The organism is Streptomyces sp. NPDC016562, from assembly GCF_043076955.1.
Taxonomy (GTDB): domain Bacteria; phylum Actinomycetota; class Actinomycetes; order Streptomycetales; family Streptomycetaceae; genus Streptomyces.
In genome coordinates this window covers 844174-870882 of the sequence record NZ_JBIBRZ010000002.1, presented here as the reverse complement: position 1 = coordinate 870882, position 26709 = coordinate 844174, and the positions used below count along the sequence as shown (strand labels likewise).

General features: G+C 72.2%; 24 protein-coding genes, 1 tRNA gene and 1 pseudogene. 8 read left to right on the top strand and 18 right to left on the bottom strand.

Features of this window, described 5'->3' with window-relative positions:
• Positions 1-43: 43 nt before the first annotated feature.
• The 6 genes from ACF059_RS11725 to ACF059_RS11700 form a co-directional block, all read right to left on the bottom strand.
• The gene (locus ACF059_RS11725; RefSeq protein WP_392054791.1) at positions 44-2263 is read right to left on the bottom strand and encodes an NADP-dependent isocitrate dehydrogenase; all 2220 of its coding nucleotides are present in this window, start codon (positions 2261-2263) and stop codon (positions 44-46) included.
• 208 nt (positions 2264-2471) lie between these two features.
• A complete protein-coding gene (locus ACF059_RS11720; protein WP_366868764.1) occupies positions 2472-2825 on the bottom strand; it encodes a DUF805 domain-containing protein in 354 nt (117 codons plus the stop codon).
• A 370-nt stretch (positions 2826-3195) separates the two neighbouring features.
• Complete coding sequence (locus ACF059_RS11715) at positions 3196-4035, bottom strand: chitosanase (RefSeq protein WP_366868822.1); 840 nt, start codon at positions 4033-4035, stop codon at positions 3196-3198.
• A gap of 159 nt (positions 4036-4194) precedes the next feature.
• Entirely contained in the window at positions 4195-5277 is a 1083-nt protein-coding gene (gene corA, locus ACF059_RS11710; protein ID WP_366868763.1) for a magnesium/cobalt transporter CorA, read from the bottom strand.
• Positions 5278-5404: 127 nt separating this feature from the next.
• Positions 5405-5797, bottom strand: coding sequence for a TOBE domain-containing protein (locus ACF059_RS11705; RefSeq protein ID WP_360888840.1), 393 nt, complete (start codon positions 5795-5797; stop codon positions 5405-5407).
• A gap of 36 nt (positions 5798-5833) precedes the next feature.
• Complete coding sequence (locus ACF059_RS11700; protein ID WP_392056628.1) at positions 5834-6790, bottom strand: LysR family transcriptional regulator ArgP; 957 nt, start codon at positions 6788-6790, stop codon at positions 5834-5836.
• Positions 6791-6860: 70 nt separating this feature from the next.
• Here ACF059_RS11700 and ACF059_RS11695 point away from each other — a divergent pair, with 70 nt between their 5' ends.
• The 4 genes and pseudogenes from ACF059_RS11695 to ACF059_RS11680 all read left to right on the top strand — a co-directional run bounded on the left by ACF059_RS11695 (position 6861) and on the right by ACF059_RS11680 (position 9846).
• Complete coding sequence (locus ACF059_RS11695) at positions 6861-7484, top strand: LysE/ArgO family amino acid transporter (RefSeq protein WP_392054788.1); 624 nt, start codon at positions 6861-6863, stop codon at positions 7482-7484.
• Positions 7485-7749: 265 nt separating this feature from the next.
• Positions 7750-8040 (top strand): annotated as a pseudogene (locus ACF059_RS11690) (NUDIX domain-containing protein); the annotation flags it as partial.
• Positions 8041-8094: 54 nt separating this feature from the next.
• Complete coding sequence (locus tag ACF059_RS11685; RefSeq protein ID WP_392056625.1) at positions 8095-8646, top strand: NUDIX domain-containing protein; 552 nt, start codon at positions 8095-8097, stop codon at positions 8644-8646.
• Positions 8647-8655: 9 nt separating this feature from the next.
• On the top strand, positions 8656-9846 hold the full coding sequence (locus ACF059_RS11680) for an MFS transporter (protein ID WP_392054785.1): 1191 nt from the start codon (positions 8656-8658) through the stop codon (positions 9844-9846).
• A gap of 79 nt (positions 9847-9925) precedes the next feature.
• Here ACF059_RS11680 and ACF059_RS11675 read toward each other — a convergent pair whose 3' ends face one another.
• Both ACF059_RS11675 and ACF059_RS11670 read right to left on the bottom strand, forming a co-directional pair.
• Complete coding sequence (locus tag ACF059_RS11675; RefSeq protein ID WP_361950666.1) at positions 9926-11371, bottom strand: glyceraldehyde-3-phosphate dehydrogenase; 1446 nt, start codon at positions 11369-11371, stop codon at positions 9926-9928.
• Between the two features lie 105 nt (positions 11372-11476).
• Positions 11477-13111, bottom strand: a complete 1635-nt coding sequence (locus ACF059_RS11670; RefSeq protein WP_392054782.1) for a phospholipase D family protein — start codon at positions 13109-13111, stop codon at positions 11477-11479.
• Positions 13112-13302: 191 nt separating this feature from the next.
• On the opposite strand from ACF059_RS11670, the gene ACF059_RS11665 reads away from it, so the two are divergent.
• Positions 13303-14220, top strand: coding sequence for a BTAD domain-containing putative transcriptional regulator (locus ACF059_RS11665; RefSeq protein ID WP_392054779.1), 918 nt, complete (start codon positions 13303-13305; stop codon positions 14218-14220).
• Here the strand turns inward: ACF059_RS11665 and ACF059_RS11660 are convergent.
• The 3 genes from ACF059_RS11660 to ACF059_RS11650 are packed head-to-tail and all read right to left on the bottom strand — an operon-like array spanning position 14213 to position 18126.
• Positions 14213-14710, bottom strand: coding sequence for a flavin reductase family protein (locus tag ACF059_RS11660; protein WP_360888862.1), 498 nt, complete (start codon positions 14708-14710; stop codon positions 14213-14215). The two genes, ACF059_RS11665 and ACF059_RS11660, sit on opposite strands and share 8 nt — an antisense overlap.
• Positions 14711-14718: 8 nt before the next feature.
• On the bottom strand, positions 14719-16860 hold the full coding sequence (locus tag ACF059_RS11655) for a tetratricopeptide repeat protein (protein WP_392054775.1): 2142 nt from the start codon (positions 16858-16860) through the stop codon (positions 14719-14721).
• 39 nt (positions 16861-16899) lie between these two features.
• Positions 16900-18126 (bottom strand): hypothetical protein, encoded by a 1227-nt coding sequence (locus ACF059_RS11650; RefSeq protein ID WP_392054772.1) that lies wholly within the window; start codon positions 18124-18126, stop codon positions 16900-16902.
• A 620-nt stretch (positions 18127-18746) separates the two neighbouring features.
• Between ACF059_RS11650 and ACF059_RS11645 the strand changes: the two genes are divergently transcribed.
• Positions 18747-19370 carry a DUF1326 domain-containing protein gene (locus ACF059_RS11645; RefSeq protein WP_392054769.1) on the top strand — a complete coding sequence of 208 codons (624 nt, stop codon included), beginning with the start codon at positions 18747-18749 and terminating at the stop codon, positions 19368-19370.
• Between the two features lie 79 nt (positions 19371-19449).
• Here ACF059_RS11645 and ACF059_RS11640 read toward each other — a convergent pair whose 3' ends face one another.
• Complete coding sequence (locus ACF059_RS11640; RefSeq protein WP_392054766.1) at positions 19450-20283, bottom strand: DUF2182 domain-containing protein; 834 nt, start codon at positions 20281-20283, stop codon at positions 19450-19452.
• Positions 20284-20526: 243 nt separating this feature from the next.
• Between ACF059_RS11640 and ACF059_RS11635 the strand changes: the two genes are divergently transcribed.
• Both ACF059_RS11635 and ACF059_RS11630 read left to right on the top strand, forming a co-directional pair.
• Complete coding sequence (locus tag ACF059_RS11635) at positions 20527-21393, top strand: SDR family oxidoreductase (RefSeq protein WP_392054763.1); 867 nt, start codon at positions 20527-20529, stop codon at positions 21391-21393.
• 110 nt (positions 21394-21503) lie between these two features.
• On the top strand, positions 21504-22955 hold the full coding sequence (locus ACF059_RS11630; RefSeq protein ID WP_392054760.1) for an RNB domain-containing ribonuclease: 1452 nt from the start codon (positions 21504-21506) through the stop codon (positions 22953-22955).
• 96 nt (positions 22956-23051) lie between these two features.
• On the opposite strand, the gene ACF059_RS11625 is transcribed toward ACF059_RS11630, so the two are convergent.
• The 6 genes from ACF059_RS11625 to ACF059_RS11600 form a co-directional block, all read right to left on the bottom strand.
• Positions 23052-23125, bottom strand: a tRNA-Pro gene (locus ACF059_RS11625).
• Between the two features lie 57 nt (positions 23126-23182).
• Positions 23183-24565, bottom strand: a complete 1383-nt coding sequence (locus ACF059_RS11620; RefSeq protein WP_392054757.1) for an acyltransferase family protein — start codon at positions 24563-24565, stop codon at positions 23183-23185.
• Between the two features lie 124 nt (positions 24566-24689).
• Positions 24690-25238, bottom strand: a complete 549-nt coding sequence (locus ACF059_RS11615) for a GAF domain-containing protein (protein WP_392054754.1) — start codon at positions 25236-25238, stop codon at positions 24690-24692.
• Between the two features lie 38 nt (positions 25239-25276).
• Positions 25277-25873: an ATP/GTP-binding protein gene (locus tag ACF059_RS11610; protein WP_392054751.1), complete on the bottom strand. Its 597-nt coding sequence runs from the start codon at positions 25871-25873 to the stop codon at positions 25277-25279.
• The gene (locus ACF059_RS11605; protein ID WP_392054748.1) at positions 25851-26270 is read right to left on the bottom strand and encodes a DUF742 domain-containing protein; all 420 of its coding nucleotides are present in this window, start codon (positions 26268-26270) and stop codon (positions 25851-25853) included. The genes ACF059_RS11610 and ACF059_RS11605 overlap by 23 nt, the downstream gene beginning before the upstream one ends.
• Positions 26267-26701, bottom strand: coding sequence for a roadblock/LC7 domain-containing protein (locus ACF059_RS11600; protein WP_360889528.1), 435 nt, complete (start codon positions 26699-26701; stop codon positions 26267-26269). The genes ACF059_RS11605 and ACF059_RS11600 overlap by 4 nt, the downstream gene beginning before the upstream one ends.
• Positions 26702-26709: the final 8 nt, after the last annotated feature.

Below are 26709 nucleotides of genomic sequence, written 5' to 3'. Positions count from 1 at the left end.
CGGGGCGGAGCACGTCAGCGGGGCGCGCGTACGGCTACGGAGATCAGCCGAGGGTCGCGAGCGCCTGGTTGAAGGTCGCGGACGGGCGCATGACCGCCGCGGCCTTGGCCGGGTCGGGCTGGTAGTAGCCGCCGATGTCGACCGGGGAGCCCTGCACCGCGATGAGCTCGGAGACGATGGTCTGCTCCTGCTCGGCGAGGGTCTTGGCGAGCGGGTCGAAGGCCGCGGCCAGCTTCGGGTCGTCGATCTGCCGGGACAGCTCCTGCGCCCAGTACAGGGCGAGGTAGAAGTGGCTGCCGCGGTTGTCGATGCCGCCCAGCTTGCGGCTCGGCGACTTGTCCTCGTTCAGGAAGGTGCCGGTCGCGCGGTCCAGGGTGTCGGCCAGCACCTGGGCGCGGGCGTTGCCGGTGGTGGTCGCGAGGTGCTCGAAGGAGGCCGCGAGCGCGAAGAACTCGCCGAGCGAGTCCCAGCGCAGGTAGTTCTCCTTGACCAGCTGCTGGACGTGCTTCGGGGCGGAGCCGCCGGCGCCCGTCTCGAAGAGGCCGCCGCCGTTCATCAGCGGGACGACCGACAGCATCTTGGCGCTGGTGCCGAGCTCCAGGATCGGGAACAGGTCGGTCAGGTAGTCACGCAGCACGTTGCCGGTCACCGAGATGGTGTCCTCGCCGCGGCGGATGCGCTCCAGGGAGAAGGCGGTGGCCTCGACCGGGGAGAGGATCTTGATGTCCAGGCCCTCCGTGTCGTGGTCGGCCAGGTACGTCTTGACCTTGGCGATCAGCTGCGCGTCGTGCGCGCGGCCCTCGTCCAGCCAGAAGACGGCCGGGTTGCCGGTCGCGCGGGCGCGGGTGACGGCGAGCTTGACCCAGTCCTGGATCGGCAGGTCCTTGGTCTGGCAGGCGCGGAAGATGTCGCCCTTGGCGACCTCCTGCTCCAGGACCGTGTTGCCCTCGGCGTCGACGATGCGGACGGTGCCCGCGGCGGCGATCTCGAAGGTCTTGTCGTGGCTGCCGTACTCCTCGGCCTTCTGGGCCATGAGGCCGACGTTCGGCACCGAGCCCATCGTGGACGGGTCGAAGGCGCCGTGCGCGCGGCAGTCGTCGACGACGACCTGGTAGACACCGGCGTAGCTGCTGTCCGGGAGGACGGCGAGGGTGTCGGCCTCGTTGCCGTCGGGGCCCCACATGTGGCCGGAGGTGCGGATCATGGCCGGCATGGACGCGTCGACGATGACGTCGGACGGCACGTGCAGGTTGGTGATGCCCTTGTCGGAGTCGACCATCGCGAGGGCCGGGCCCTCGGCGATCTCGGCGTCGATGGATGCCTTGATCGCGTCGCCCTCGGGCAGCGCGCCCAGACCGTTCAGGATGCCGCCGAGGCCGTCGTTGGGCGACAGGCCGGCGGCGGCGAGGGTCTCGCCGTAGCGGGCGAAGGTCTTCGGGAGGAAGGCGCGGACCACGTGGCCGAAGATGATCGGGTCGGAGACCTTCATCATCGTGGCCTTGAGGTGCACGGAGAACAGGACGTCCTCGGCCTTGGCACGCTGGATCTGGTCGTTCAGGAAGGTGCGCAGCGCGTCGACGTGCATGACGGACGCGTCCACGACCTCACCGGCCAGGACCGGTACGGACTCGCGCAGCACGGTGGTGGCGCCGTCGGCGGCCACGTGCTCGATGCGCAGGGTGCCGGCCTCGGCGATCACGGTGGACTTCTCGGTGGAGCGGAAGTCGTTCTCACCCATGGTGGCGACGTTCGTCTTGGACTCGGGGGTCCAGGCGCCCATGCGGTGGGGGTGCGTCTTCGCGTAGTTCTTGACCGAGGCGGGGGCGCGGCGGTCGGAGTTGCCCTCGCGCAGGACCGGGTTGACGGCGCTGCCCTTGATCTTGTCGTAGCGGGCGCGGATGTCGCGCTCCTCGTCGGACTTCGGGTCGTCCGGGTAGTCCGGGAGGGCGTAGCCCTGGCCCTGGAGCTCGGCGACCGCGGCCTTGAGCTGCGGGATCGAGGCCGAGACGTTGGGCAGCTTGATGATGTTGGCTTCCGGCGTCTTCGCCAGCTGGCCGAGCTCGGCCAGCGCGTCGGCGATCCGCTGGCTCTCCTGGAGGTACTCCGGGAAGCTGGCGATGATCCGACCGGCCAGGGAGATGTCACGGGTCTCGACATTCACACCGGCCGTCGACGCGTATGCCTGGATGACAGGCAGGAACGAATACGTCGCGAGGGCCGGGGCCTCGTCAGTGTGCGTGTAGATGATGGTCGAGTCAGTCACCGGATGCTCCGCTCCACAGTCTGCGTCTCTCGTCTGCAACATTGCTCGACATCAAGATATCTCGTGATCGGGCTGGTCTGGACAGCCCCCTGGCGCGAGGCCGGGGAGATGCGCGTCACGCGGGCCCCGGGCCCCGGAACGGCGAGGGCGCCGCCGCCGACGTGTCCCGTCGGTGGCGGCGCCCAGGCGTGCGCGTGCGCGTGGCGCGTCAGGCCTGGAGGGCCTTGGGGTTCGGGCCGTACTGGTTCGGCTGCGCGTGACCCTCGGTCGCCATCAGGACGATGAGCCAGATGCCACCGATCAGGGGCACGAAGCTGATGAGCATCCACCAGCCGGACTTGCCGGTGTCGTGCAGGCGGCGGACGCCGACCGCCAGGCCCGGGAGGAAGACGGCCACGGCGTAGATCAGGTAGAGCACCGGGTAGGTGCCGATCACGTTGTCCAGGATCGCGACGATGATCAGCGCGGCCAGGTTGAACAGGAAGAACATCCAGTACTCCTGGCGGCGCGCGCGGCCGGAGAAGTCGGCGTACTTCTTGAGAACGTCGGTGTAGTAGTGCATGTGTCCCCCCAGGGAACGTACGTGGGTCCGGCCTTCTGGAACGGGCCGGGGCAGAACTTATGCCCCCCTTATGCCGGGGTCAAGCCACTTCGCGGGGCCGGGAAATGGCCACCCGTGGCGAACCTGTGACGGGATCCTTACCCGGGGTCGCGGAAACGGCGCAGTGTCCCCGGAAGTCCGTATCGTCCACGCCGCATTCGCACGCACGACCGCCCGAGTCGCGTTCGACGGCCGCTCATATCGTTACCGCACCGCGACGCGCGGGCGCCGCACCAGCAGTCGGCCCGGGACGGAAAGGATCCCGTCCCGGGCCGCCGCGCGGTCGTGAGCCGATCGGCCGTCAGCCGCGCGGTCGCGAGCCGATCGGCCGTCAGCCGATGTGGAACGAGTCCCCGTACACCTTCCAGTCGAGCGGCGTGTTGAGGTTCAGGTTGCCCTTCTTGAGGAAGACCCGCTGGGCGGTGTCCACGCGGCTGGTGTCGCTGTGCGCCTCCTCCTGCTTCATCGCCCAGACCCGGGCGTCGAGGAAGGCGTGGAGGTAGGCGGTCTCGTTGCCGCCCTGGGACGGGGGCTTGGCCTTGGACAGGGCGCGCTTGCGGATGTTGCGGAAGCTCGTGGAGTCGGTGCCGTCGCCGTGCATGACGATGGCGTCGTAGTACATGAACTGGCCGAGCACGCCGATCCCATCGGCCTTGCCCTGCTTGACCGCCGGGTTGAAGTAGACCCGGTCGCGCTCGTGGTCCTGGGCCTTCCTGAACTCCGCGTCCTGGGCCGCCTTCGCCCAGTCCCTGGTGAAGTTCGGGTCGAGGCCGGCGTGCGAGTCGGTGCCGTCGACCTTGCGCAGGGCCGGGAGGTACTTGGCGAGGACGTTGCCGGGCTTGACCTGCGTGTAGTACTCGACGAGGTCGAGCATGTCACCGGTGCCGGAACAGAAGCCGATGATGCCGGCCGTGTAGCCGCGGCCGTCGTCTATGTCCTCGATGTACTTGTACTGGGCCTTCCAGTCCAGCGAGGAGTTCTCCGCGCTGGAGACGATCTTCATGGCGATCTCCTTCTTCGCCGGATCGTCGAGCCCGACGGCCGCCGCCGCCACCGTCGCCGTCGCCGTCTGCGCGGCGGGGGCGGAGCCGGGGTCGGCGGCGGTGGCGTGGGCGGTGACGGGCACGGCGAGGAGCGCGCTGCCGAGCAGGGCGCCGCCGATCGACAGCATCGTGCGGTGGGGGGCGAACACAAGGCCTCCGTGGGGTAGTTGAGGCGTCCCGATGTCGTTAGGAAACTTTACTACCAGAGTTCACGGCAGCTCAAGACCCGCGCCCGCACGGAATGGGGGCGTCAAGTGTGGGTGGCTGTCAGGTGGTTGGTCGCCGGGTCAGAGCCAGCCGTTGCGCCGGAAGCCGCGGTGGATGACGAAGCAGGCCACCGCCATGATCCCGAGGACGAGCGGATAGCCGTACGTCCAGTGCAGTTCGGGCATGTGGTCGAAGTTCATGCCGTAGACCCCGCAGACCATGGTCGGTACGGCGACGATCGCCGCCCAGGCCGTGATCTTGCGCATGTCCTCGTTCTGCGCGACGGTCACCTGCGCGAGATGGGCCTGGAGGATGGAGTCCAGGAGGTTGTCGTAGGCGCCTATCTGGTCGGTGGCCCGCGTCAGGTGGTCGGCCACGTCCCGGAAGTACGCGCGGATCTCCGGCGGGATGACCGGTATCGGCTGTGTGGCCAGCTGCTGCAGCGGGCGGCTCAGCGGGGCCACCGCCCGGCGCAGTTCCAGGAGTTCACGCTTGAGCTGGTAGATCCGGCCGGCGTCGCCGCGGCCGCCCGCCTCGCTGAACACCGCGGTCTCGACGGCGTCGATGTCGTTCTGCACGGCGTCCGTCACGGCCGTGTAGTCGTCGACCACGTGGTCGGCGATGGCGTGCAGAACCGCCCCGGGTCCCTTGGCCAGTTGGTCCGGGGCGGCTTCCAGCTCCTCGCGGACGGGGCCGAGGGTACCGCGGCCGCCGTGCCGGATGGTGAGGACGAAGTCCTCGCCGGTGAAGACCATCAGCTCGCCGGTCTCCACCACCTCGCTGGTCGCGGTCAGCTCCTCGTGCTCCACGTAGCGCACGGTCTTGAAGACGGAGAACAGCGTGTCGTCGTACCGCTCCACCTTGGGACGCTGGTGCGCGTGCACGGCGTCCTCGACGGCGAGCGGGTGCAGGTCGAACAGGGCGGCGAGCCCGGCGAGCTCGGAGGCGTCCGGCTCGTGGAGGCCGATCCAGACGAAACCGTCGCCCGCCTTGCGGACCCGCCGCAGCGCGTCCTCGACCTCCGCGCAGTCGGCCTGCCGTACGCCCTCCCGGTAGACCACACAGTTGACCACCGCGCTGCCGAGGGGGGAACGGGCCGGGTGGCTGAGGTCGACGGCGCGCCGGTAGCCGCGGCGCACGGCCCGGCGAAGGCTGCTGAACATGGACAACGGCGTATTCCCTTTCGGTGGATCGCCGGTCAGTCTGCCATCGCCGCCGGGCCGCCCCCGAACCGGCTCACGACCGGCTCATGACCGGAGCGGGCCGGATCGGGCCCGGCTCAGCCCCGGCTCACGCCCGGTCGATGAACACGCTCGTCGACTTCACCCGCGCCGTGGCCCGCGCGCCCACCACCAGACCGAGCTCCTCCACCGCCTCCCGCGTGAGCAGGGACACGATGCGGTGCGGCCCCGCCTGGATGTCCACCTGCGCGTCGACCGTGCCCAGTTTGACCCCGGTGACGATCCCGGGGAAGGCGTTGCGCGCCGAGGTGTACGGGGCCTCCTCGCCCTCGGCACCCTCCTGCGCGACCTCGACGCAGAACGCGGCGAGGTCGGGCCCGTCCACCATCCGCCGCGCGCCTTCCCGGCGGGTGGGGAACCGTTCGGCGTCGGCCCAGCGGCGGGCGGTGTCGACGCTGACGCCGAGCAGCCGCGCCGCCTGGCCGATCGTGTAGGACTCCATGACCCGCAGCTTAGGGGGCGCCCCGGGGCGTCCCCCTCATCGCGGGGCGACCCCCGCGAGACCACCGGGCGCAGGGGCCCGCAGTGCCTCCGCGGCCGCCGCCGCGACCACGCGCGCCACCGTCGAAAGGGCCGGCGAGTCCAGCTTCCACTGCTGCCAGTACAGGGGTACGTCCAGCGGGCGCCGGGGCGCCAGCAGCACCAGCTCCCCCGAGCGCACCAGCGGCTCCGCCTGCTGCTCGGGCACCACTCCCCACCCCAGCCCGGCGACCACCGCGTCGCGGAACCCCTCCGAGGTCGGTACGTAGTGCCGCACCGGCCCCGCCCCGACCGCAGCGCCCTGCCCACCGCCCGCCGCGTCCCGCGCCAGCGACCGTACGAACGCGTCCTGGAGGTGGTCCTTGCGGTCGAAGACGATCGTCGGCGCCGCGCGCAGGTCCCGCTCCAGCTCCCCCGTCAGGTAGCGGGCGGCGAAAGCAGGGCTCGCCGTGGGCAGGTACCGGGCCAGCCCCAGCATCCGTACGCTGCACCCCGCCACCGGGTCCGGCGAGGAGGTCACCGCCGCCATCACCTGCCCCTCCCGCAGCAGCGCCGTGGTGTGCGACTCGTCCTCGCGGTGCAGCTCGATGCAGACGGGCGGGTCCTGCGGCACCCGGGTCAGCGCCGGCAGGAACCAGGTGGCCAGGGAGTCCGCGTTCACGGCGATCGGCAGCCGGACCGGCCCCGTCCCCTCGGCCATCCCCAGCTCGGCCCGCGCGTCCCGCTCCAGCCGGGCCAGCTGTCGGGCGAACCGGACCACGACCTCCCCCGACTCCGTCGCCCGCACCGGCTTCGTCCGCATCAGCAGCACCCGCCCGGTGCGCTGCTCCAGTGCCTTGACCCGCTGGCTGACGGCGGAGGGGGTCACGTGCAGGGCCGCGGCGGCCGCGTCGAAGGTGCCCTCGTCGACCACCGCCAGCAGGGTCCGTACCTGGTCCAGGGGAAGCTCGTCCATCACGAGGGCTAATGGTACGTAAAAACCTTTAGCTGTACTGAACTGCTGATCGCTGCCTACGGTCGGTGGCATGACACACGGCATCATCGCGGCGGCCCTCGCCGGCTTCGGCACCGGACTCTCCCTCATCGTCGCCATCGGCGCGCAGAACGCCTTCGTGCTGCGGCAGGGAGCGCGTCGCCACGCCGTCCTCGCCGTGGTGGCGATCTGCGCGGTCTCCGACGCGGTGCTGATCGCGCTGGGGGTGGCGGGGGTGGGCGCCTTCGTCACCGCGTGGCCCGCCGCCCTGACCCTGGTGGCCCTGGCCGGGGGCGGTTTCCTGATCGGCTACGGCGTCCTCGCGGCCCGCCGGGTGCTGCGGCCCGACCCGGCCGCCGCCCTCACCACCGAGGGCGCCGCCCCCGGCTCCGCCCGCCGGGCCGTGCTGACGTGCCTGGCCATGACCTGGCTCAACCCGCACGTCTACCTGGACACCGTCCTGCTCGTCGGCTCCCTCGCGGCCGACCGCGGCGACCTGCGCTGGGCCTTCGGCGTCGGGGCCGGGCTGGCCAGCCTGGCCTGGTTCGGCGCCCTGGGCTACGGGGCCCGGGCGCTGAGCGGCCTGCTGGCCCGCCCCTCGGCCTGGCGGGTCCTGGACGGGCTCGTCGCGGCGACGATGGTCACCATGGGCGGGCTCCTCGTGGCCCACGCCTGAGGTCCCGGGCCGCGCGCGGCTCCTCGTGGCCCGCGCCTGAGGTCCGGGGGCCGCGCGCGCCAGTAGCGTCGGCAGCCCGGCACGGTGCCCGTGCCGGCGCCCCGACCCCAGGAGACCTCCGTGCCCCACCGCCCCTCCCCCGACGAGGTGCGCGCGTACTACGCCGCTCAGCCGGCCCCGCTGGTGGCCGCCACCGGGATCGTCCTGGACACCCGGGGACGGGTCCTCGTACTGACCACCTCGTACAAGGCGGACCTGGAGCTGCCGGGCCGCGGGCGGCACGGTCGAAGCCACCGAGACCCCCGAGGAGGGCCTGGCCCGCGAGCTGGCGGAGGAGCTCGACCTGCGGCTGCCGGTCGGGCGGCTGCTCGCGGTGGACTCCCGGCCGCCCGGCCCGCTCGGCCGCTCCCTGGTCGTGCACGTCCACCTCGTCGGCCCGCTGTCGCCGCAGGAGGCCGCCGCGATCTCCTTCCCCGACGGCGAGATCACCGAGGCGCGCTGGCTGCGGCCGGACGAGGCCTGCGCGGTCCTGCCCGCGCGGGTCGCACCCCGGCTGCGCGCCGCGCTGGCCGCCCTGCACACCGGCTCCTTCGCCCACCTCGTCGACGGGGTGCCCCACCCCGGGTCCCCCGCCGGCCTGGACCCGGCCCGGCGCTCCGCGCTGGAACACGCGGGCGCCCTCGACGCGGCCAGCCACCGGGCCAACCGCCCCAAGGCCGTGACGGCCGCGAGCGTGGTGTTCACCGCCGCCGACGGCCGGATCCTGCTGGTGCAGCCCGCGTACGGCAGGACCGACCGCTGGCACCTGCCCGGCGGTGGCATCGACAGCGACCTCGGCGAGACCCCGCGCGCCGCCGCCCGGCGGGAGGTCCACGAGGAGCTGGGCCTGGACCTCGCCCCGGGCCGCCTGCTCGCCGTGAACTGGTCCCACAAGCCGGGCCGGCCGGCCCGCATCCGCTTCCTGTACGACGGCGGCGTCCTCGACGCCGCCACGCTCGCCCGGATCCGGCTGGACCGCACCGAGCTCCTCCAATGGCGCACCGTCGCCCCGGAGGAGCTCCCGGCCCTGGTCAAACCCGCGCTGCGGCGCCAGATCACCGCCTGCCTCACCGTCCGCGCGACGGGCGGCGGCCCGGTGGAACTCCACGCGGGCCGGGGTTAACGTCGCGGCATGGACGGTGATCGCCGAAGGTGGCGCCAGTGCTTGCTCGGCGGGACGGTGTTCGCCGTCTGCATGGCCGGCACCACCCTCCCGACCCCCCTCTACGGCCTCTACCAGGAGAAGTTCGGGTTCTCCGAGCTGGTGGTCACCGTCGTCTACGCGGTCTACGCCTTCGGGGTGATCGGCGTCCTGCTGCTCGCGGGCAACGCCTCGGACGCCGTGGGCAGGCGCCCGGTGGTGCTGGCCGGCCTGGGCTTCGCCGCGGCGAGCGCCGTCTGCTTCCTGTGCGCCACCGGGCTGGGCTGGCTGTACGCCGGGCGGTTGCTGTCGGGGCTGTCCGCCGGGCTGCTGACCGGCGCCGCCACGGCGTACGTGATGGAGCTGGCGCCGCCCGGCGGTTCCTCCCGGGCCACGTTCGTGGCGACGGCCGCCAACATGGGCGGGCTGGGCTGCGGTCCGCTGCTGGCCGGGGTCCTCGCGCAGTACGCCGCCTGGCCCCTCTACCTGACCTTCTTCGTGCACCTCGCCCTGGTCGCCGGATCCACGGCCATCCTGCTGGGGCTACCCGAGACCGTGGAGCGGCGGCGGCCGCTGAGCACCGTGCGTCCGCAGCGGCCCGGTCTGCCGCCGCAGGTGCGGTCGGTGTTCGGGCCCGCCGCGATCGCCTCGTTCGTCGGCTTCGCCCTGTTCGGGGTGTTCACGTCGGTCAGCCCGTCGTTCCTCGCGCAGTCCCTGGACGTGCACAACCGCGCCGTGAGCGGGCTGGTCGTCGCGCTGGCCTTCTTCGCCTCCACCGCGGGGCAGCTGGCGGTCGGCCGGATCGGGGTGGGCCGCTCGCTGCCGCTGGGCTGCTTCGGGCTGCTGGCCGGGCTGGCGCTGCTCGCGGGCGCGCTGCGGTGGGACCTGCTGCCGCTGGTGGTGGCGAGCGCGCTCGTCGGCGGGGCCGGACAGGGACTGGCGTTTCGCGGAGCCCTGTCCGCGGTGGCCGGGGCGTCTCCCCCGGACCGGCGCGCGGCGGTGATCTCGACGCTCTTCGTGGTGGCGTACGCGGGCATCTCGGTGCCCGTGATCGGCGTGGGCCTGCTGGCGGACCCGATCGGCCTGGAGGGCGCGGGGCTGGTGTTCATCGCCTGTATGGCGGTCCTGGTCCTGACCGCGGCGGGCTATCTGCTGCGGCGGCCGGTACGGGCCGGCGCCTGAGCCGGGAACGACGGCGCCCCGCCCCGGAGCGCGTGGCTCGGGGGCGGGGCGGCCGTCACCGTCATGCGGTCCGCGGGGATCAGACCGCCGGAACCGGGTAGGTCGGGTACTCGACGCCGGACACGTGCTGGACGACACGGATGACCTGGCAGGAGTAGCCGAACTCGTTGTCGTACCACAGGTAGAGGATGGCGTTGTCGCCGTCGACCTTGGTGGCTCCGGCGTCGACGATCGACGCGTGGCGCGAGCCGACGAAGTCCATCGAGACGGCGTCGGGGGCGGTGGTGAAGTCGATCTGGCGCTTCAGCGGCGAGTTCAGCGACACGTTGCGGAGGTAGTCCAGGACCTCTTCGCGGGTGGTCTCGCGGCCGAGCCGCAGGCTGAGGATCGCGATCGAGACGTCCGGCACCGGGACGCGGATCGAGCTGCCGGTGATGGGCGCCTTGAGGTCGGGCAGCGCCTTGGCGACCGCGGAGGCGGCGCCGGTCTCGGTGATGACCATGTTGAGCGGCGCGGAGCGGCCGCGACGGTCGGCCTTGTGGTAGTTGTCCAGCAGGTTCTGGTCGTTCGTGAACGAGTGGACGGTCTCCACGTGACCGCGCAGCACACCGTACTCGTCGTCCATCGCCTTCAGCGGCGGGACGATCGCGTTGGTGGTGCAGGACGCGCAGGAGAGGATCTGCTCGTCCGGCTTGATGGTGTCGTGGTTGACGCCGTGGACGATGTTCGGGACGTCGCCCTTGCCCGGGGCGGTCAGGACGACCTTGTCGATCCCGGGGCGCAGGTGCTTGGAGAGGCCCTCGCGGTCGCGCCACTTGCCCGTGTTGTCGATGAGGATGGCGTCCTTGATGCCGTACGCGGTGTAGTCGACCTCGGAGGGGTCGTTCGCGTAGATCACCTTGATCGCGTTGCCGTTGGCGACGATCGTGTTCGTCGCCTCGTCCACGGTGATGGTGCCCTGGAACTGGCCGTGGATCGAGTCGCGGCGCAGCAGCGAGGCGCGCTTGACGATGTCCTGGTCGCCGCCCTGGCGGACCACGATGGCGCGCAGGCGCAGACCGTTGCCGGAGCCGGCCTTCTCGATGAGCAGGCGGGCGACGAGGCGGCCGATGCGGCCGAAGCCGTAGAGGACGACGTCGCGGCCGTCGCGGCGCTCGGCCTTGTTGGCACCGGTGGCGCCGGCGACGGCGCCGGCGGTGAACTCCGCCACCGACAGGCCGCGGTCGTCGTTCTTGTACGTCGCGGCGAGCATGCCGATGTCGATCTGGGACGGGCCGAGATCGAGGGTGGTGAGAGCCTGCAGGAACGGCAGCGTCTCGGTGACCGAGAGCTCCTCACCGTCGATCTGCCGTGCGAATCGGTGGGTCTTGAGGATGCTGACCACCGACTTGTTCACCAGGGAGCGGCTGTGGAGGAGGACGGTGACGTCCTGCTCCCGGTGCAGCTTCCCGATGATCGGGATCATCGACTCCGCGATCTCCTCGCGGTGCTTCCAGCTGGTGAACGAGTCCTCATTGACAGTCACAGGATTATCTTTCGAGCTAGGCGGTGCTCATATGCTAACCCGCCCCTCCTGCGACCCCTGAGGCGGTACCGCCACACGAGACGGGGGGTGCTCATATGTACCGGTTCAGAACGCATTGCGGCGGCGCAGCCTCAGCGGGCGGCCGTCCGGATCGACCAGGACCCGGTGCAGTGGGGTCGCGAGCAGGCGCTGGGTCACCGGCAGGTCCGGTGGCTCGTAGCGACGCAGCCGGCCCGGCGGCCGCGGCCCGCGGCAGCCGCCCGCGTACCAGGCGTCCAGTGCGGCGGCGGCCTCCGCGAAGGCGTCGAAGGCGGCCTCGGGATCGCACAGCGCGTCCTGCGCCGGCTCCCCCGCCGCAGCCCCGGTCTCGGCTCCGGCATCGGCATCGAGGTGCTCCCGCATGAGGTCCAGGCGCAGCTGCCGGGCGAAGGCGCGCGCGCCGTCGCCGAGACCTCCCGGGTCGGCCGGCCGCCGGGGGTCCGGATTCTCGTCGTACACCACGCAGCTCAGCTCCGAATCGTGCGTCCACGAGCGGAGGTTGATGTTGTCGGACCCCACCGTGGCCCACACGTCGTCGATCACGCACACCTTGGCGTGCACGTACACGGGGGTTCCGGCGCGGTTCTCCAGGCCGTACACCGCGACCCGGTCGCCGCCCGCCCGGCGCAGCGCGTCCAGGGCCGTGATGCGCCCGATCAGGTTCATGGGCCGGGTCAGCCGGCCGTCCTGCTCCGGGACCGAGGGGATGACGCCGATCAGCCGCAGCCGCTCGTGCGTGCGCAGCGCCCGGGCGAAGCACTCCACCACGCGCGGCGACCACAGGTACTGGTCCTCCAGGTAGATCAGCACCCGGGCCCGCCGCAGCGCCTTGAGGTACCCGCGGGCGATGCTGCGCTCGCCGTCGGGGGCGAAGGGGTAGCCGGACAGCAAACGGTTCGGATACGTCCGCAGCACCTGCACGGTGTGCGTCCCGCGGGGCGCCGGATCGGCGCTCTGCGCGGGCAGGCCGTCCGCGTGGACGTCCTCGCGGTCGAGCAGCTCCCGCAGCCGGGTGAGCGGGCTGCGGCTCAGGGGCGCCGGGTCCTCCCACCGCTCGCGGAAGACGGCCTCGATGTCGCCGACGACGGGCCCGCGCAGGGCGAGCTGGACGTCGTGCCACGGCGGGTTCGGCCCGTAGCCGGGGGCCAGCGGCAGCGACTGGCGGTCGCCGCGGTGCGCGGCGTCGTCGTTGCGGTTGTGGCAGAGGTCAATTCCGCCGACGTAGGCGACGTCCCGTTCGGGCCGCCCGTCATGACGCAGCACCACCAGTTTCTGGTGGTGGGAGCCGCCGGGCCGCACCCGCATGTCCAGGAGGCACTCCCCGCCGGCCGCGGCGATCTCCTCCTCGAAGCGGAGGTTCTCCCGCAGACTGAAGTTGAAGCGGTCCAGGTGGGAGCGCCACAGCAGCCCCTTGACGCGGACGCCGCGCTCCGCCGCCGCGCACAGGACGGCGCCGATCTCCGTGCCGGGGCCGTCGAGCCGCTCGTCGGGGTCTCCGCGCCAGTCGGTGAACAGGAGCAGGTCGCCCGCGCGCATCGCGCGGACGGCCGCCAGGAGCTCCTTGAAGTAGGCGGCGCCGTGGACGAGATACGACACCTGGTTGCCCTCGGACCAGGCCCGTCCGTCCGGGCGTCGTTCGTCCAGGCGGGTCGCGGGGTTGCCGCGTTCGCCCGGTACCAGGAGCCAGTCGGCCTGCGTCACGGCATCGCACCTCCAGCGGCGCTCCCCCTCAGGTTAGCCCCGGGCCCGCGCCGGGGCCCGTCCTCGGGCCCGAGGACGGGCGATGGCTGATTCGGCCCCCATGACAGGACGCCGGGGAGGCCCGAACCTATGCGCGTGGCATGAGACGGACCGGGCGCCGGGGCGGCGCCCCTATGGGGGGTGGCAGGGCATTGCTGGCACAACGAGCGAGAACCTGGGCGGGCGGCGCCGTCCGCGGCGGCGAGCCGGCCGACGGCCCGACGTATCTGATCCTCGGCCCGGTGGAGATACGCCGGGGCGGCCTGCCGCGCACACCGACGGCGCTCAAGCGCCGGGCCCTGCTCGCACTTCTGCTGCTGCACGCCAACCGGCCGTCCTCCGTGGACATGCTGGTCGAGGAGCTGTGGGACGGGCACCCGCCCAGATCCGCGGTGGCGACGCTGCAGATGTACGTGTCCGGGCTGCGCCGGATCCTCGACCCGGGCCACAGCCGCGACGGGGGCGACGCCCGCCGTCATCCGGTGCTGCGCACCGCGGGATCGGGGTACCTGCTGCACGTGGGGCCCGGTGAGCTGGACCTGGACTGCTTCCGGCTGGAGGCCGCGTTCGGCCGCCGGCTGCTGTCCGCCGGGGACTGCGCCGCGGCGGGTGAGGTCTTCCGGTCCGCGCTGGCGCTGTGGCGGGGCAGGCCGCTGGGGGATCTGGACCAGGCCTGCCTGCCCGCGTACTACGGCGTACGGCTGGAGGAGGAGCGCCTCGCCCTCGTCCACGACCGCATCGGCGCGGACATCTGCGGGGGGCGGGCCCGCGAGGTGACCGGTGAGCTGGAGGAGCTGTGCGCCCGGCATCCGCTGCGCGAGGAGTTCCACGCGCAGTTGATGACGGCCCTGGCCGACACCGGCCGGCGGGCCGAGGCCCTGGACGCGTACACGCGGGCCCGCCGTACCGTCGTCGAGAACACCGGCATCGAGCCGGGCCCGGCCCTCCAGGCCGCGCAGCGGGCGCTGTTCGCCGGAACCCGCCCCGCCCAGGCGGGCCACGAGCGATGTCGCACCGACAGCGCCCCCACGCCTCCGGCGGGGCCCGTCCACGCGTCCGGGTCTAGGTAAGACGCCAGCCGAGGTCGCGGCGGAAGTACACCATCGGCTCGCCCTCGGCGATGGCGCAGTGCGACACCTCGCCCACCATGATCACGTGATCCCCGTGCGGGAACGACGCGGCGACCCGGCAACTGAGGTAGACCGGGACCCCGGACAGCCGGGGCACCCCCGCGTCCCAGTCCCACAGCACGTCGGCGAACTTGTCCGCCGCGCCGCCCGCGAACACCTGGGCGAGCGGGCCGTCCGAGGCACCCAGCAGGTGCACCCCGAAGGCCGTGCCCGCCCGGGCGTCCATGCTGCGGTAGGTCCGCGAGCTGCGCGCCAGCGCCACCAGGACGGACGGCGGATCCACGCTGTACGAGCAGACCGACGACACCAGCAGTCCGCACGGGCGCCCGTCGGCGCGCCGTGCGGACACCACCGCAACCCCCGACACCAAGCGGGCCATGGCCTCGGTGAACTGCCCGGCCGACTCCGTCTGCTGCTGCCGCAGGGCCATCGGACCGCCTAGGCGCCGGCGCGGTCGGCCGCGGTCCGGCAGGAGTCGCGGTGGCTCAGCGCATCGGGGTCCCCCGTGGCCACGAGCACCGCGTCGAAGTCCGCGGCGGCCTGCCGGAAGCGGCCCGCCGCCTCGTGCACCATGGCGCGGTTGAAGCGGAACTCGGCCCGGTCGGACAGCTCCACCGCCCGGTCGAAATCAGCCGCAGCCGCGCTCAAGTCCCCGTTCAGATAGGCTAGTTCGCCCTTGACGGCCCAGGCTTCCGCCAACTTCGGATCGCTGCGCAGCGCCGCCGCGAGGGCCGCCGCGGCCTCCTCGGCGCGACCGTCCTCGGCCAGCAGCCGTCCGCGCAGGCACAGGAGGTGGGCGTGGTCGGGGGCGAGCGCCAGACCGGCCGCGGCGTCCGCCAGGGCGGCCTCGGTCTCACCGAGGTCGGCCAGCAGGCCGCCGCGGTTCACCAGCGCCTCCAGGTGCGCCGGTTCGAGCTCCAGGGTCCGGTCGAAGTCGGCCAGGGCGCCCTGGGCGTCGCCGAGTTCCAGCCGGGCGTCGCCCCGGTTGTAGTACGCCTCGGGGAACGGCGGTTCCAGGCCGAGCGCCCGCTCGTAGTCGGTGATGGCCTCTTCGAGGCGGCCCAGCTTGCGCAGGATGTTGCCCCGGTTGAAGAAGTGGTCGGCGAAGTCGTCGTCCGCGTCCATGATCTCGGCGTAGTCCTCCAGGGCGTCCTCCAGCCGCCCGCTCATCGCGTTGACCTGGGCGCGGTTGTAGCGCAGCCCCACCCGGTGCCAGGTCCGCTCGCCCAGGCCCAGTTCGCGGTCCAGCCGTTCGATGCCCTCGTCGAGCAGCCGCAGCGCCTCCTCGGGCCGGCCGTCGCGCACCTCCACGAGGGCGAGCCCGTTGCGGTTGAACACGGAGTAGAAGCTCCGCTCCTTGGGGTCGGGCAGCAGGTCCGCGATCGCGATGGCCGTGTTCACCCAGGCGCGGGCCAGCACGGGGTCGCGGCGCTCCTCCGGGTAGTGCCGGGCGTACAGCATCCCGATCTCGTAGGCCAGTTTCATGTGGTGCGCCGGATCCAGCGAGGCCGTCCGGGCCTCCTGCTGGAGGACCGCCGACTCGTCGGGCCGGCCGGCCGCCGCCAGGCACACGCCCGTCTCGCGGATGAAGATCCACCACAGTTCGGGGCGCCGCGCCGGATCCACCGACCGGCGGCCCTCGTCGCCCAGTTCGACCGCGGCGTGGTAGAAGCCCAGGTACTTGCAGCGCAGCAGGGCCTCGCGCAGCGCCTCCACACCGGCCCCGTCGCGGTCGCTGCCGCGCATCAGGTGGTACGGCAGTGCACCCAGCCGCAAGGACGGTTCGCGCTCCTCGGCCCGCTCGGCCAGCTCCGCGGCCCGCCGGTCGTGCAGGGCGGCCCGCTCGGCGGGCGTGAGCCCCTCGTACGCGGCGACCGTGCGCGGGTCGTCGTCGACTCCGTCGCCGTCCACGAAGCCGCGGGCCGCCCGCAGGAGACCGGCGGAATCCTGCGCGTGCGGCTGCGCCGCGTCGGCGGCCGATTCCGGCTCAGGCCGGCCGGTGAGCCTGGTCGCGTGCGCGGCCAGGGCGGCGGGGAGGGAGACGGAGGGCGTGCCCGGCGGGTCGAGCAGTTCGCCCGTCGCGGAGCACACGACGAGCGTGAGCAGCTCGGGGGGTATGCGGCGCAGGGCGGCCGCGAGGAACTCCTGGTCGGTGACGTCGGCGTGCTGGACGTTCTCCACGACCAGGGTCCGCGGTCCGCCGCCGTCGGTGCCGGGCAGCGCGGAGAGCAGGAAGTCCACGAGGCCGTGCGCGACCCGCAGCGAGTGCAGCCGAGCCGGATAGCGGCTGACCTCCCCGACCGCGGACTGCTGCTCCAGCCGTCGCACGATCGGCGGTACAAGGGGGGCCAGCTCCGGTGTGCTCTGCTGCAGTTCGATGTAGTGCCGCCGCGCGAGCGCCGGGTCGGCGCGCAGCGCGTCCGGGGCGACGAGCCGCAGCAGCGTGCCGGCGGCGGTGTAGGGGCCGCGCAGCCGGCGGTGCGCGTCCACGGACGCGAGCAGGGGAGGCAGTTCGAGGCCGGCCCGTAGCCGGTCGCGCTCGCTGCGGTGCGGCGCGGAGATCCAGTAGTGGCCGCTCATGGACCTGCCTTTCACAGGAAGGCCGTCGGGGGTTTCCCGTCAGGCGATGACGTGATGGAGCCGGGAGCGCCGGTCGCGGACGCGCTCCCTGACGGCGAGCCCGAGGGCGAGGCCGACCTGCGTGAAGGTCAGCGCGAGGAAGAGGACGGCGTCCAGGAGCTGGAGCAGGCTCGCGTCGTGGCCGTCGCCGAACCGGTCCAGCGAGGACCTGATCATCTGCAGGAACACCGGGCCCAGGCCGAGCAGGAAGGTGCTCAGGCTGAGGGTGTAGCCCACCAGGATCAGCCAGGAGTACCAGCGCCCCACCCGCAGGTCGACCGGGTGCATCAGCGACTCGTCGACCAGCCGGCCGGGACGCCGCAGCAGCCTGTTGAACCGGTTGCGCAGCAGACGGACGGAGGTGGTGTGCAGGTCGACGCAGCCCAGCACGGTGTTGACCAGGACGTAGACGTCCGTGCGCAGATAGAGGAAGAACTGCCACAGCAGCCGGATCAGGGCGGCGAAGGCCACGGCCAGGCACACCCGGCCGACGAGGGTGCTCGATCCGCCGGGACCTCCCGTGAGGGAGGCGAGGATGATCACCAGGCTGATCAGGACCACGTCGGCGACCATGCCGGCCATGATCGGCAGGTAGCGCTTGCGGCGCTCCACCGCGACCAGCCCGTCCAGGGAGGTCTCCACCACCAGGAAGTAGAAGCGGTACGACATCCTCGTGCGCGAGCGGATGCCGAGGCGGCGGCCGGCCAGCGCGTGGAAGATCTCGTGGATCGCGATGAGGGGCACGGCGACGACCAGCAGGACCAGGTTGATCAGGGAGTAGTAGTCGCTGAACAACAGGTCGCCCGGTACCGGAACGAGGTCGGGGGTCCGCACCACGAGCGCCACGGCCCAGGCCGTGATCGCGGCGTAGCAGACCCATGCGGCGGGAGAGAACACCGCCCGGCCGAGCCGCTGCCAGCGCACCGGCTCCGGTGGTCCGGCCGGCTCGTCGTCCGCGTCCCGTACGAAGCCGAGCTCGCGCAGGGCCTCGACGACGTCCGCCACGTCGGCGCGCTCGCCGTAGGCCTGCTCGTACCAGTCGGCGGCCTGCGCGGGGGTCGCGCCCTCCTGGAGGCGGCGCACCAGCTCGGCGCCGTCCGGGGGGAAGATCGCGTAGGAGTCGGTGTCCCGTCGGCCGATGGTGACCTCGCCGCCGTCCTCCACGTAGACCAGCGGGTGGAGCGCCAAGGGGGTGTCGTCAAAACCGCGGATGCCTTGGTCCGCCATGGAGGGTGCTCCGTCTCGTGTCGGCGCCCGGGTCCCGTGGGCACCCCCGGCCGAGGCCGGGGGTGCCCATGGACGAACTCACCCGATGCGCGATCAGGCGGGGTTCGGGTAGACCTGACAGGCGGAAGACGTGAGGCGGACGGGGCCGGCCTTACGGATCTGGATCTTCTTCATCTCTCTGCACCTCCTTCACGGGTGGGGTTGGACGAGTTCCATCCTGCGGAGGGCCGCCATAGCTTCTCCAAATCTCCGCCAAACAACCTTCACAGGATCCGCACCCGGGGGCCCGGGGGCCGGGCATCCGGGAGTGGAGAGGGACCCTGTACAGCCCTGGCGGGCGCGCCTAGCCTTGAAAGGGAAGGGTCGCCTCCTCGGACCGCAAGCGTCCGCGGGAGCGAGTCGGATATGTACGCTGCCATCGCGCCGGACGCACCGGACGCGGTCCCCGACCCGGGCAGCGGGGCGCGCGCCGCCGCTGGTCCGCCAGTGCCCGCACCCATGCCCGTGCCCCTGCCCGCTCTGTGGTCCGCGCGCTCCGCACGCTCCCCGCCCGCCGCTCCCGACGCCGGCGCCGTCCGCACCACCGGACGGCGGAACCCATCCAGCGAACGGGAGCAGTCATGACTTGGAGCATCTCGGGCAACTACCTGGCTGGTTGCTCATGCGCGATGGTCTGCGGATGCGCCGTCGACGCCATGCCGCACGATCCGCAAGGACGCGAGGAATGCCTCGGCTGCGCCGCCTTCCACGTGGCGGACGGGCGCCTGGACGACATCGACCTGTCCGGAGTGACGTTCGCCTTCTACAACCACTTCCCCTCCCACCTGACGGCCGGGAACTGGAAGGTCGGCATCGTCGTCGACGAGGGCGCCAGCGACGAGCAGGTCGATGCGCTGGAGCGCATCCTGTCCGGCCGCGAGGGCGGTGCGTTCGGCGAGCTGTCGCAGTTCTACGGAGAGTTCCTGGGGGTAGAGCGGGCGAGCGTCTCCCTGACGGACGGCGAGACCCCCCGGCTCAGCGTCGGCGGCAGGACCGAGCTCGCGTTCGAGCCCCTTCGCGGCCCCGACGGCGGATCCACGACGCTGAAGAACGCGATGTTCGGATTCGCCCCCGAGTTCACCCTGGGACGTACGACCGGCACGTCGAGTGCCTTCGGCCTGTCCTTCGAGCCGGTGTACGGGGAGGAGTCCCAGTACACCTTCTCCAGCGAGCAGGCGGAGGGCGCGCCGATAGGGCGCGGCTGATGCGCCCTGGGGCGCGCCGACGAGGCCTCCGCTCCGCACGGGCCCGCCATGTCGTCGGACGGGCCCGTCATGCATCTCATCAGAACGGACCCGCCATCTCGCCCATCTCCTCCATCGGGTGAGTGCTCTCCAGCCCCGGCAGCAGCCAGTCCTGGAAGGGGGCGAGGGCCGCCAGGACCAGGAAGGCGATGCCGACGGCCCAGGTGAGCCAGGGCCCCCGCCACCACAGCTTCTCCAGGAAGATGACCACGGCCACGGCCGCCATGGCCGCCACGTTCATCACGCCGAGCGGGATCAGGACGATCATCAGCCCCCAGCAGCAGCCGACGCAGTACATCCCGTGGTGCGCGCCGACCCGCAGGTCCTTCGCCCACGGCCGGAACCGCGAGTACCGCAGCAGCTGGAACATCGGATTGCGGCAGTGCCGCAGGCAGACCCGCTTCAGCGGTCCGAACTGGTGCAGCCCCGCGAGGAGGAAGGCCCCGGCCCCGATCCAGCGGCCGACGTCCGGATCGCCCTCCACCAGGTGCCCGGTCAGCGCCAGGGCGCCGTAGGCGAGCAGCCCGAACCCGGTCCAGGCCAGCAGGTACCCGCAGACGAACTCGACGACGTGCAGGGCGCGGGCCGGGCCCGCCGCGCGGCGGCTGATCCCCCGCACCCAGGTGAGGGCGACCGGCGCCACCGAGGGCAGCATCATCGCCGCCATCATGACCACCCACAGCAGCAGGAAGAGCGGCAGCGCCAGGCCCATGGTCCCGGGCTCCATCCCCATGTGACGGGCCTGGCCGATCGTGAGCACCCACGCGAGGACGGCGATCAGCACCATCAGCGCCCAGCCGACCGCCAGGTCCCTGCGGGGCAGAAGGACTCCGGGCCGGGTCGGCGCGGGTGCGGCGAGATGAACGTGTGGCATGGCGGCCTCCCAGCGGCGCCGTTGCCCGAGGACATTTCCAGCTCAGCACACAATCCCGCGATCAGCGATGCGCGAACCGTCCCCGTCCCCGGCCTCCCTGCCGTCGGGCTCCCGGTCCGGCGGGTAGCCCGTCCGGCGCCTCACGGGGAACCCGAGCGTGTCCTGACCGGCTCACGCCGGTCGTGCCGCGCACCGTGGGCGAAAAGTCCCGGTATCGGCGTGAGGACGCGACGACATGACGACATGACGACCGTAGTGGTGACCGGCGCGACCGGGAACGTCGGACGGCACGTGGTGGGCGAGCTGGACCGGCGGGGAATCCCCCACCGCGCGCTCACCCGCGACCCGGGACGAGCCGCTGCCGTACTCGGCCCCGGCCCCGACCTCGCGCAGGGGGACTTCGCCGATCCGGACTCGCTGCGTGCCGCCTTCGCGGGCGCCGACCAGGTGTGCCTGAGCTGCGCCAACGACCCGCGGCAGGTCGAGAACGCGGCGAACACGATCGAGGCCGCGGCCACGGCCGGTGTCCGGCGGATCGTCCTGCTGTCCACGGTAGGAGCCGAGGCCGGCGCCGCGAAGACGTTCGCCGATCAGCACGGCCGCATCGAGCAGCGCCTGCGCTCGGCGGGGATCCCTTCGGTGACGCTTCGGTCCGGCTTCCTGATGTCGAACCTCCTCGGTTCACTGCCGACGATCGGCCAGGCCGGGCGGATGTTCCTGCCCGCGGACGACGCCCGGGTGGCCATGATCGACCCCCGTGACGTGGCCGCCTGCGCGGTCGCGGTGCTCTGCGGGCAGGGCGGGGACGGAGAGACCCACGTGGTCACCGGACCGGAGGCCCTCACCTTCACCGAGGTCGCCCGCCAGCTCTCCACCGCCCTCGGACGGCCGGTGGAGTACGTCCCCGTACCCCACGAGGCGGCCCTGGGCGGGATGGTCGGGGCGGGCATTCCGCAATGGATCGCCGAGGGAGTGGTGGGCGTCTTCCAGCAGCTCCGGGAAGGCGTCAACGCCGACACCACCGACTCCGTGCGCCGGCTGACCGGGCACGGCCCCCGGCCCGTCGCCGACTTCGCCCGCGACCTCCTGGCACCACTCCTGACCCGCTGACGTCGGCGCAGCGGGAGGCAGCCCGCGCGGGCGTCACCCCGGGCACACGGCCTCCCCCGACCGGACATGCTCACCGCGCCCGCCCGTGGCCCCGGACCTACGCTCGGGGCATGCGACGCCGCCAGATGCACATGTCCGACGAGGCCCAGGCCGCCCTGCTCTCCGCGCTGAAGGAACTCCGTACGGAACTGAAGGTTCCCGCCACCTTCCCCAAGCGCGTGCTCGCGGCGGCGGACCAAGCCCTGACCGCGGACCGGCCGCCCGCCGAGGACCGCACCGACCTGCCGCTGTTCACGATCGACCCGGCGACGTCCAGGGACCTCGACCAGGCCATGCACCTGGAGCGGCGGCCCGGCGGCGGTTACCGCGTGTACTACGCCATCGCCGACGTGGCCGCCTTCGTCGAGGCCGGCAAGCCGCTGGACGCCGAGGCCCACGACCGGATCGAGACCCTGTACTTCCCCGACCTCAAGGTCCCCCTGTACCCGCCGGTCATCTCCGAGGGACCGGCGAGCCTGCTGCCGGGCCAGGTCGTCCCGGCCCTGCTGTGGCAGCACGACCTCGACGCCTACGGCAAGGTCACCGCCTCCTCCGTGGCCCGCGCCAAGGTCTGTAGCCAGGCGAAGCTCACCTACGAGGGCGTGCAGCACGACATCTACGCCGGAACGGCCCAGGACTCCGTCAAGCTGCTGCGCGAGATCGGCGAGCTGCGGGAGGCCGTCGAGGCCGACCGCGGCGGGATCTCGATGCTCCTGCCGGACCAGGAGGTCACCCTCGTGGACGGAAAGTTCCAGCTCGGTTACGTGACCACGCTGCCCGTGGAGGGATGGAACGAGCAGATCTCCCTCATGACGGGGATGGCGGCTGCCCAGATCATGCTGGACAGCGGTACCGGGATCCTGCGCACGCAGAAGCAGACGTCCGATCAGAAGGTGATCCGGCGCGTGCACGGCATCGCCGCGTCCCTGGGCATCGACTGGCAGCCCGAGGTCACGTACGCCCAGCTGGTGCGCACGCTCGATCCGTCGATCCCCCAGCACATGGCCTTCCTCAGCGAAGCCACGGCGATGCTGCTCAGGGCCGAGTACGTCGTCTTCCGCGACCACCAGATCCCGGACGACCCGAAACACGCGTCCATCGCGGCCCCTTACGCGCACTGCACGGCTCCGCTCCGGCGCCTGGTCGACCGGTACACCGGTGAACTGTGCGTGGCCGCGTGCGCCGGGAAGGCCCCGCCGCCCTGGGTCCTGGAGGCCCTGTACTGCCTGCCCTGCGACATGGAGCGGGGCAAGGGCAAGGTGGCCGAGCGGGACTCGGTGGACCTGGCGGAGGCCGCGGTGCTGAAGAACCGCGTGGGCGAGGTCTTCCACGTCACGGTCATCAACACCGACTGTGAGCTCGGCAGCCCGAAGGACGGCACGGCATACCTGGCCGAGCCCGCCGTCCTGGCCAAGATCACGTCCGCTACGGAGCTCGATCTGGGCGAGGGCGTCAACGCCGAACTCAAGCGCGCCGACCCGTCCTTCGTCGGCAGGCACAAGGTCCTCTTCCGAAAGGTGTAGCGCCCGCGACCAGGGCACCCACCACGGGCTCCGAACGCACGAAAGGCCGTCCTCTCACGGATGAGAGAACGGCCTCCGACCTGCGTTTCCGCACAGTCGGGACGACAGGATTTGAACCTGCGACCCCTTGACCCCCAGTCAAGTGCGCTACCAAGCTGCGCCACGTCCCGATGCCCGCTGACCTGGGGTTTCCCCTGGCCGAACGCGCATGAGAACGATACCGCATTTCACGGGGTGGTCGCGCGCACCTTTTCCGCTACGGGCCCGACGCCGGCCTCGGCGAGCGCATCCGCCGCCTCCACCGGACGCACCGGCTCCCGCCGACGCGGGCGCGTCGCGGCCTTCAGTACGCGGCGGCCCAGGTTCTGGAAGGGCAGCTCCACCAGCCGGTAGCTGAGGTAGCTGAGCACCAGCAGGACGGCCATGAAGGCGCTGAACTGCACCGCTCGGCCCGTCCAGCTCTCGATCGGAGCGCGGCCCTCCAGCAGCCAGTTCATCGCGTGGATGACGGGGTTGTGCAGGAGGTACAGCGAGTAGCTGATGGCCCCGAGCCAGCTCAGCCAGCGGGGGAAGCGGCGCTTGCGCAGCAGCATGCCGGCGACGAAGACCGCCCACGCGGCCACGTACGCGAAGGACCAGGCCATCCACGACCCGCTCCAGGTCCGCCACAGGGCCTGACCGTGGTTGTACATGTAGCCGACGAGGAAGCCGCAGGCGACGACGAAGCCGCAGGACAGGAAGGCCTGGGCGCGGCCGATCTGGCCGTGCTCCAGGCGGTAGAGGACGGTGCCCGAGAACATGGTCGCGAAGATCATCATGGTCTCGAAGAACGTGGCGCGGCCGTTCATGGTGATCAGGAGCAGCCCGAGGCCGCCGAGGAGCAGTGCTCCGGTCCTGGTCAGGGCGGGCTTGCCGGTCATGATGCACGCCAGCGCCATCAGTACGACGGTGGCGCAGGCCACGACCAGGTGCCGGGTCGACGTCAGGTTCACGGACAGCATGCCGACAGAGGCCCAGCCGCCGAGCAGCAGGGCCACGGCGGCGAAGCCGACGGCGATGGGCGCGCTCTTGCGGTGCCAGCCGAGCGCGAAGAGGGCCGTGACGAAGTAGTAGAAGACCATCTCGTAGGTGAGGGTCCACATCACCCCGAGCACGTTCGTGACGCCCATCACGTCCTGGATCATCAGCCCGTTGCCCACCAGCGAGAGCAGGGCGTGCTCGAAGCCCCAGCCCGCGATCACCGTGTGCGCGCGGGGCAGGATCAGCAGCGAGGCGACCACGGTCAGGATGACCACCGGATAGATCCGGAAGGCCCGGCCCACCCAGAACGCCCGGATGTCCCCGCGCCGCTCCAGCGAGGCGGGGATGATGTAGCCGCTCACCAGGAAGAACAGCAGGACGCCGAAGATGCCCGGGTCGAGGTAGTACGGCACCCGGGTGCCGTGGGGCACCCAGTAGAACGGCAGCGCCAGGTGGTACACGGCGACGGAGAGCGCCGCGATGCCGCGGAGGCCGTCCAGCCAGCCGAGCCGCGACGCGGTGGGAGGGGTGTCACCCTCGGCCGCGCCTCGCACGACACGCCGGGCCGACAAGCGATGGTTCAGTTTCACTTCGGGAGGCTAGCCGAACCGCCCCCGTGCCGCGGATCGGGAAATACGACAAAGCGGACCACCCTCGAAGCCCTTCCTCAAACCGTGACCTTCTCGGTCCGGGCTGCTGCTCCGCGGCGGTGTCTCAGGTCTCCTGCCGGTCCTCGCGCTCGCGCACGAGCGCTCCCAGCTCGGCCGCCAGTCCCTTCACCGTGGCCAGCCCCTCCGTCCCCCAGCGCCGCGGCACCACGTCCACCGCGCACACCGTGCCCAGGACGAACCCGCGCCGGTCCGTCACCGGCGCGCCCAGGTACGAGCGGACCCCGCTCCCGTCCACCACCGCGTTGCCCGCGAAGCGGGCGAAGTCCCGTACGTCCTGGAGGACCAGCGCGCGCCCCCGCACCACCACGTGCGGGCAGTAGCCGTGGTCGCGGGCCAGGACCCGCGCCGGGTAGCCGCTGGCCGGGGCTCCGGGCGCGTGGTGCAGCCCTGCGAAGAACTGGCGTTCCTCGCCGACGAAGTTGACCCCCGCGTACGGCGCGGCGAAGGTGTCCGCGACCCGCCGTGCGAAGGCGTCCAGGGCGGCGTCCGTACGCTCCCCCAGGCCCAGCTCGCGCAACCGGACGGCGCGCGCCGGCGCCTCCCGGTCCACCGGCGTGAGCAGCAGGTGTCCGGTCGATTCGTAATGCGTCATGACGGTTCCCCCGACTCCGAAGACCAACAACTGGACGACTAACTGGACGAAGAACTGACGGTGCAGAGCAGATGGCGGACCAGGGCGGCGAGCGCCCCGGTCCCGGAGCTGGTCAGGCGCGCGTCGCACCGTACGACCGGCACCTGCGGCCCGAGCCCCACCGCCTCGCGGACCTCCTCGGGCTCGTACCGGTGACCGTCGTCGAACTCGTTGACGGCCACGATGAACCCGATCCCCCGCCGCTCGAAGAAGTCCACGGCGGGGAAGCAGTCGGCGAGCCGGCGGGTGTCGGCGATCACCACCGCCCCGAGCGCGCCCGCGCACAGCTCCTCCCACAGGAACCAGAAGCGGTGCTGGCCCGGCGTACCGAAGAGGTAGAGCACGTGCCTCTCGTCCAGGGTCAGCCGGCCGAAGTCCAGCGCGACGGTCGTCGTGGACTTCGCCTCGACGCCGTGCAGCGGGTCGTCGCTCGCGCCGAGATCGCTGAGCAGCTCCTCCGTGCTCAGCGGCTCGATCTCGCTCACCGCCCCCACGAAGGTGGTCTTGCCGGCCCCGAACCCGCCCGCGACCAGGATCTTCAGGGTCGCGGGGACGGAGACGGGGGCGGGGGCTTCACAGTCGTTTGTGCAGGCCATCGAGCACCGCCCGGAGCAGGTCGTGGTCGGCGGCGGCATACGCGTCACCACCGACGGCGGGGAACCGGGGCGCCTGAGCCGTGACGGCCCCGTGTTCCATCAGATCGGCCAGCAGCACCTTCACCACGGCAGCCGGCAGCCGCAACTGCCCGGCCACCTCGGCGACGGTGACCGCCGCGGCGCCCGCGCACAGCCGCAGGGCGAGGGTGTGCTCGGCCCCGAGCGGGGCTCGCGGCCGCACCCCGGTGGCGGTCACCAGCGAGAGCAGGTCGAGCGCGACGCCCGGCCGGGTCCGCCCGCCGCTGGCGGTGTACGGGCGCATCACCCGCCCCGCCGAGGCGTCGAGCCACGGCGTGTCCCGCCCCTTCGCGTACGCCCCCCTCGCGCGGGCCCTCATTGCTCCCCGTCGGCGACGGGCCGCCGCGGCGGGGCCGCGAGGTACGGACGCACGCTCTTGACCAGCATCGCCATCTCGTAGCCGAGCACCCCGGCGTCGGCCTCGCGGTCGGCGAGGACGGCGAGGCAGGTCCCGACGCCGGCCGCGGAGACGAAGACGAGGGCGGTGTCGAGCTCGACCACGACCTGCCTCACCCCCGCGCCCTGCCCGAAGCGGGAGCCCGCGCTGCGGCCCAGCGAGTACAGGCCGGACGCGAGGGCCGCCAGGTGGTCGGCGCTGTCGGGGTCGAGGCCGTGGACGCAGGTCACGAGCCCGTCGGCGGTGAGCAGTACGGCGCTGCGCGTGTACGGCACGCGCTGCACCAGGCCGCTGAGCAGCCAGTCGAGGTCCGATAGCCGGCCGCCGGTCTTCGTCGCCACTTCGCCGCCCATGGGGGTGT

What these genes read in the sequence shown, in the direction of transcription:
- ACF059_RS11720 (WP_366868764.1), bottom strand. Translation starts at nt 2,825, where the DNA reads ATGCACTACTACACCGACGTTCTCAAGAAGTACGCCGACTTCTCCGGC.
- ACF059_RS11715 (WP_366868822.1), bottom strand. Translation starts at nt 4,035, where the DNA reads ATGCTGTCGATCGGCGGCGCCCTGCTCGGCAGCGCGCTCCTCGCCGTG.
- corA (WP_366868763.1), bottom strand. Translation starts at nt 5,277, where the DNA reads ATGTTCAGCAGCCTTCGCCGGGCCGTGCGCCGCGGCTACCGGCGCGCC.
- ACF059_RS11705 (WP_360888840.1), bottom strand. Translation starts at nt 5,797, where the DNA reads ATGGAGTCCTACACGATCGGCCAGGCGGCGCGGCTGCTCGGCGTCAGC.
- ACF059_RS11700 (WP_392056628.1), bottom strand. Translation starts at nt 6,790, where the DNA reads ATGGACGAGCTTCCCCTGGACCAGGTACGGACCCTGCTGGCGGTGGTC.
- ACF059_RS11695 (WP_392054788.1), top strand. Translation starts at nt 6,861, where the DNA reads ATGACACACGGCATCATCGCGGCGGCCCTCGCCGGCTTCGGCACCGGA.
- ACF059_RS11680 (WP_392054785.1), top strand. Translation starts at nt 8,656, where the DNA reads ATGGACGGTGATCGCCGAAGGTGGCGCCAGTGCTTGCTCGGCGGGACG.
- ACF059_RS11660 (WP_360888862.1), bottom strand. Translation starts at nt 14,710, where the DNA reads ATGGCCCTGCGGCAGCAGCAGACGGAGTCGGCCGGGCAGTTCACCGAG.
- ACF059_RS11655 (WP_392054775.1), bottom strand. Translation starts at nt 16,860, where the DNA reads ATGAGCGGCCACTACTGGATCTCCGCGCCGCACCGCAGCGAGCGCGAC.
- ACF059_RS11650 (WP_392054772.1), bottom strand. Translation starts at nt 18,126, where the DNA reads ATGGCGGACCAAGGCATCCGCGGTTTTGACGACACCCCCTTGGCGCTC.
- ACF059_RS11645 (WP_392054769.1), top strand. Translation starts at nt 18,747, where the DNA reads ATGACTTGGAGCATCTCGGGCAACTACCTGGCTGGTTGCTCATGCGCG.
- ACF059_RS11640 (WP_392054766.1), bottom strand. Translation starts at nt 20,283, where the DNA reads ATGCCACACGTTCATCTCGCCGCACCCGCGCCGACCCGGCCCGGAGTC.
- ACF059_RS11635 (WP_392054763.1), top strand. Translation starts at nt 20,527, where the DNA reads ATGACGACCGTAGTGGTGACCGGCGCGACCGGGAACGTCGGACGGCAC.
- ACF059_RS11630 (WP_392054760.1), top strand. Translation starts at nt 21,504, where the DNA reads ATGCGACGCCGCCAGATGCACATGTCCGACGAGGCCCAGGCCGCCCTG.
- ACF059_RS11615 (WP_392054754.1), bottom strand. Translation starts at nt 25,238, where the DNA reads ATGACGCATTACGAATCGACCGGACACCTGCTGCTCACGCCGGTGGAC.
- ACF059_RS11610 (WP_392054751.1), bottom strand. Translation starts at nt 25,873, where the DNA reads ATGGCCTGCACAAACGACTGTGAAGCCCCCGCCCCCGTCTCCGTCCCC.
- ACF059_RS11605 (WP_392054748.1), bottom strand. Translation starts at nt 26,270, where the DNA reads ATGAGGGCCCGCGCGAGGGGGGCGTACGCGAAGGGGCGGGACACGCCG.
- ACF059_RS11600 (WP_360889528.1), bottom strand. Translation starts at nt 26,701, where the DNA reads ATGGGCGGCGAAGTGGCGACGAAGACCGGCGGCCGGCTATCGGACCTC.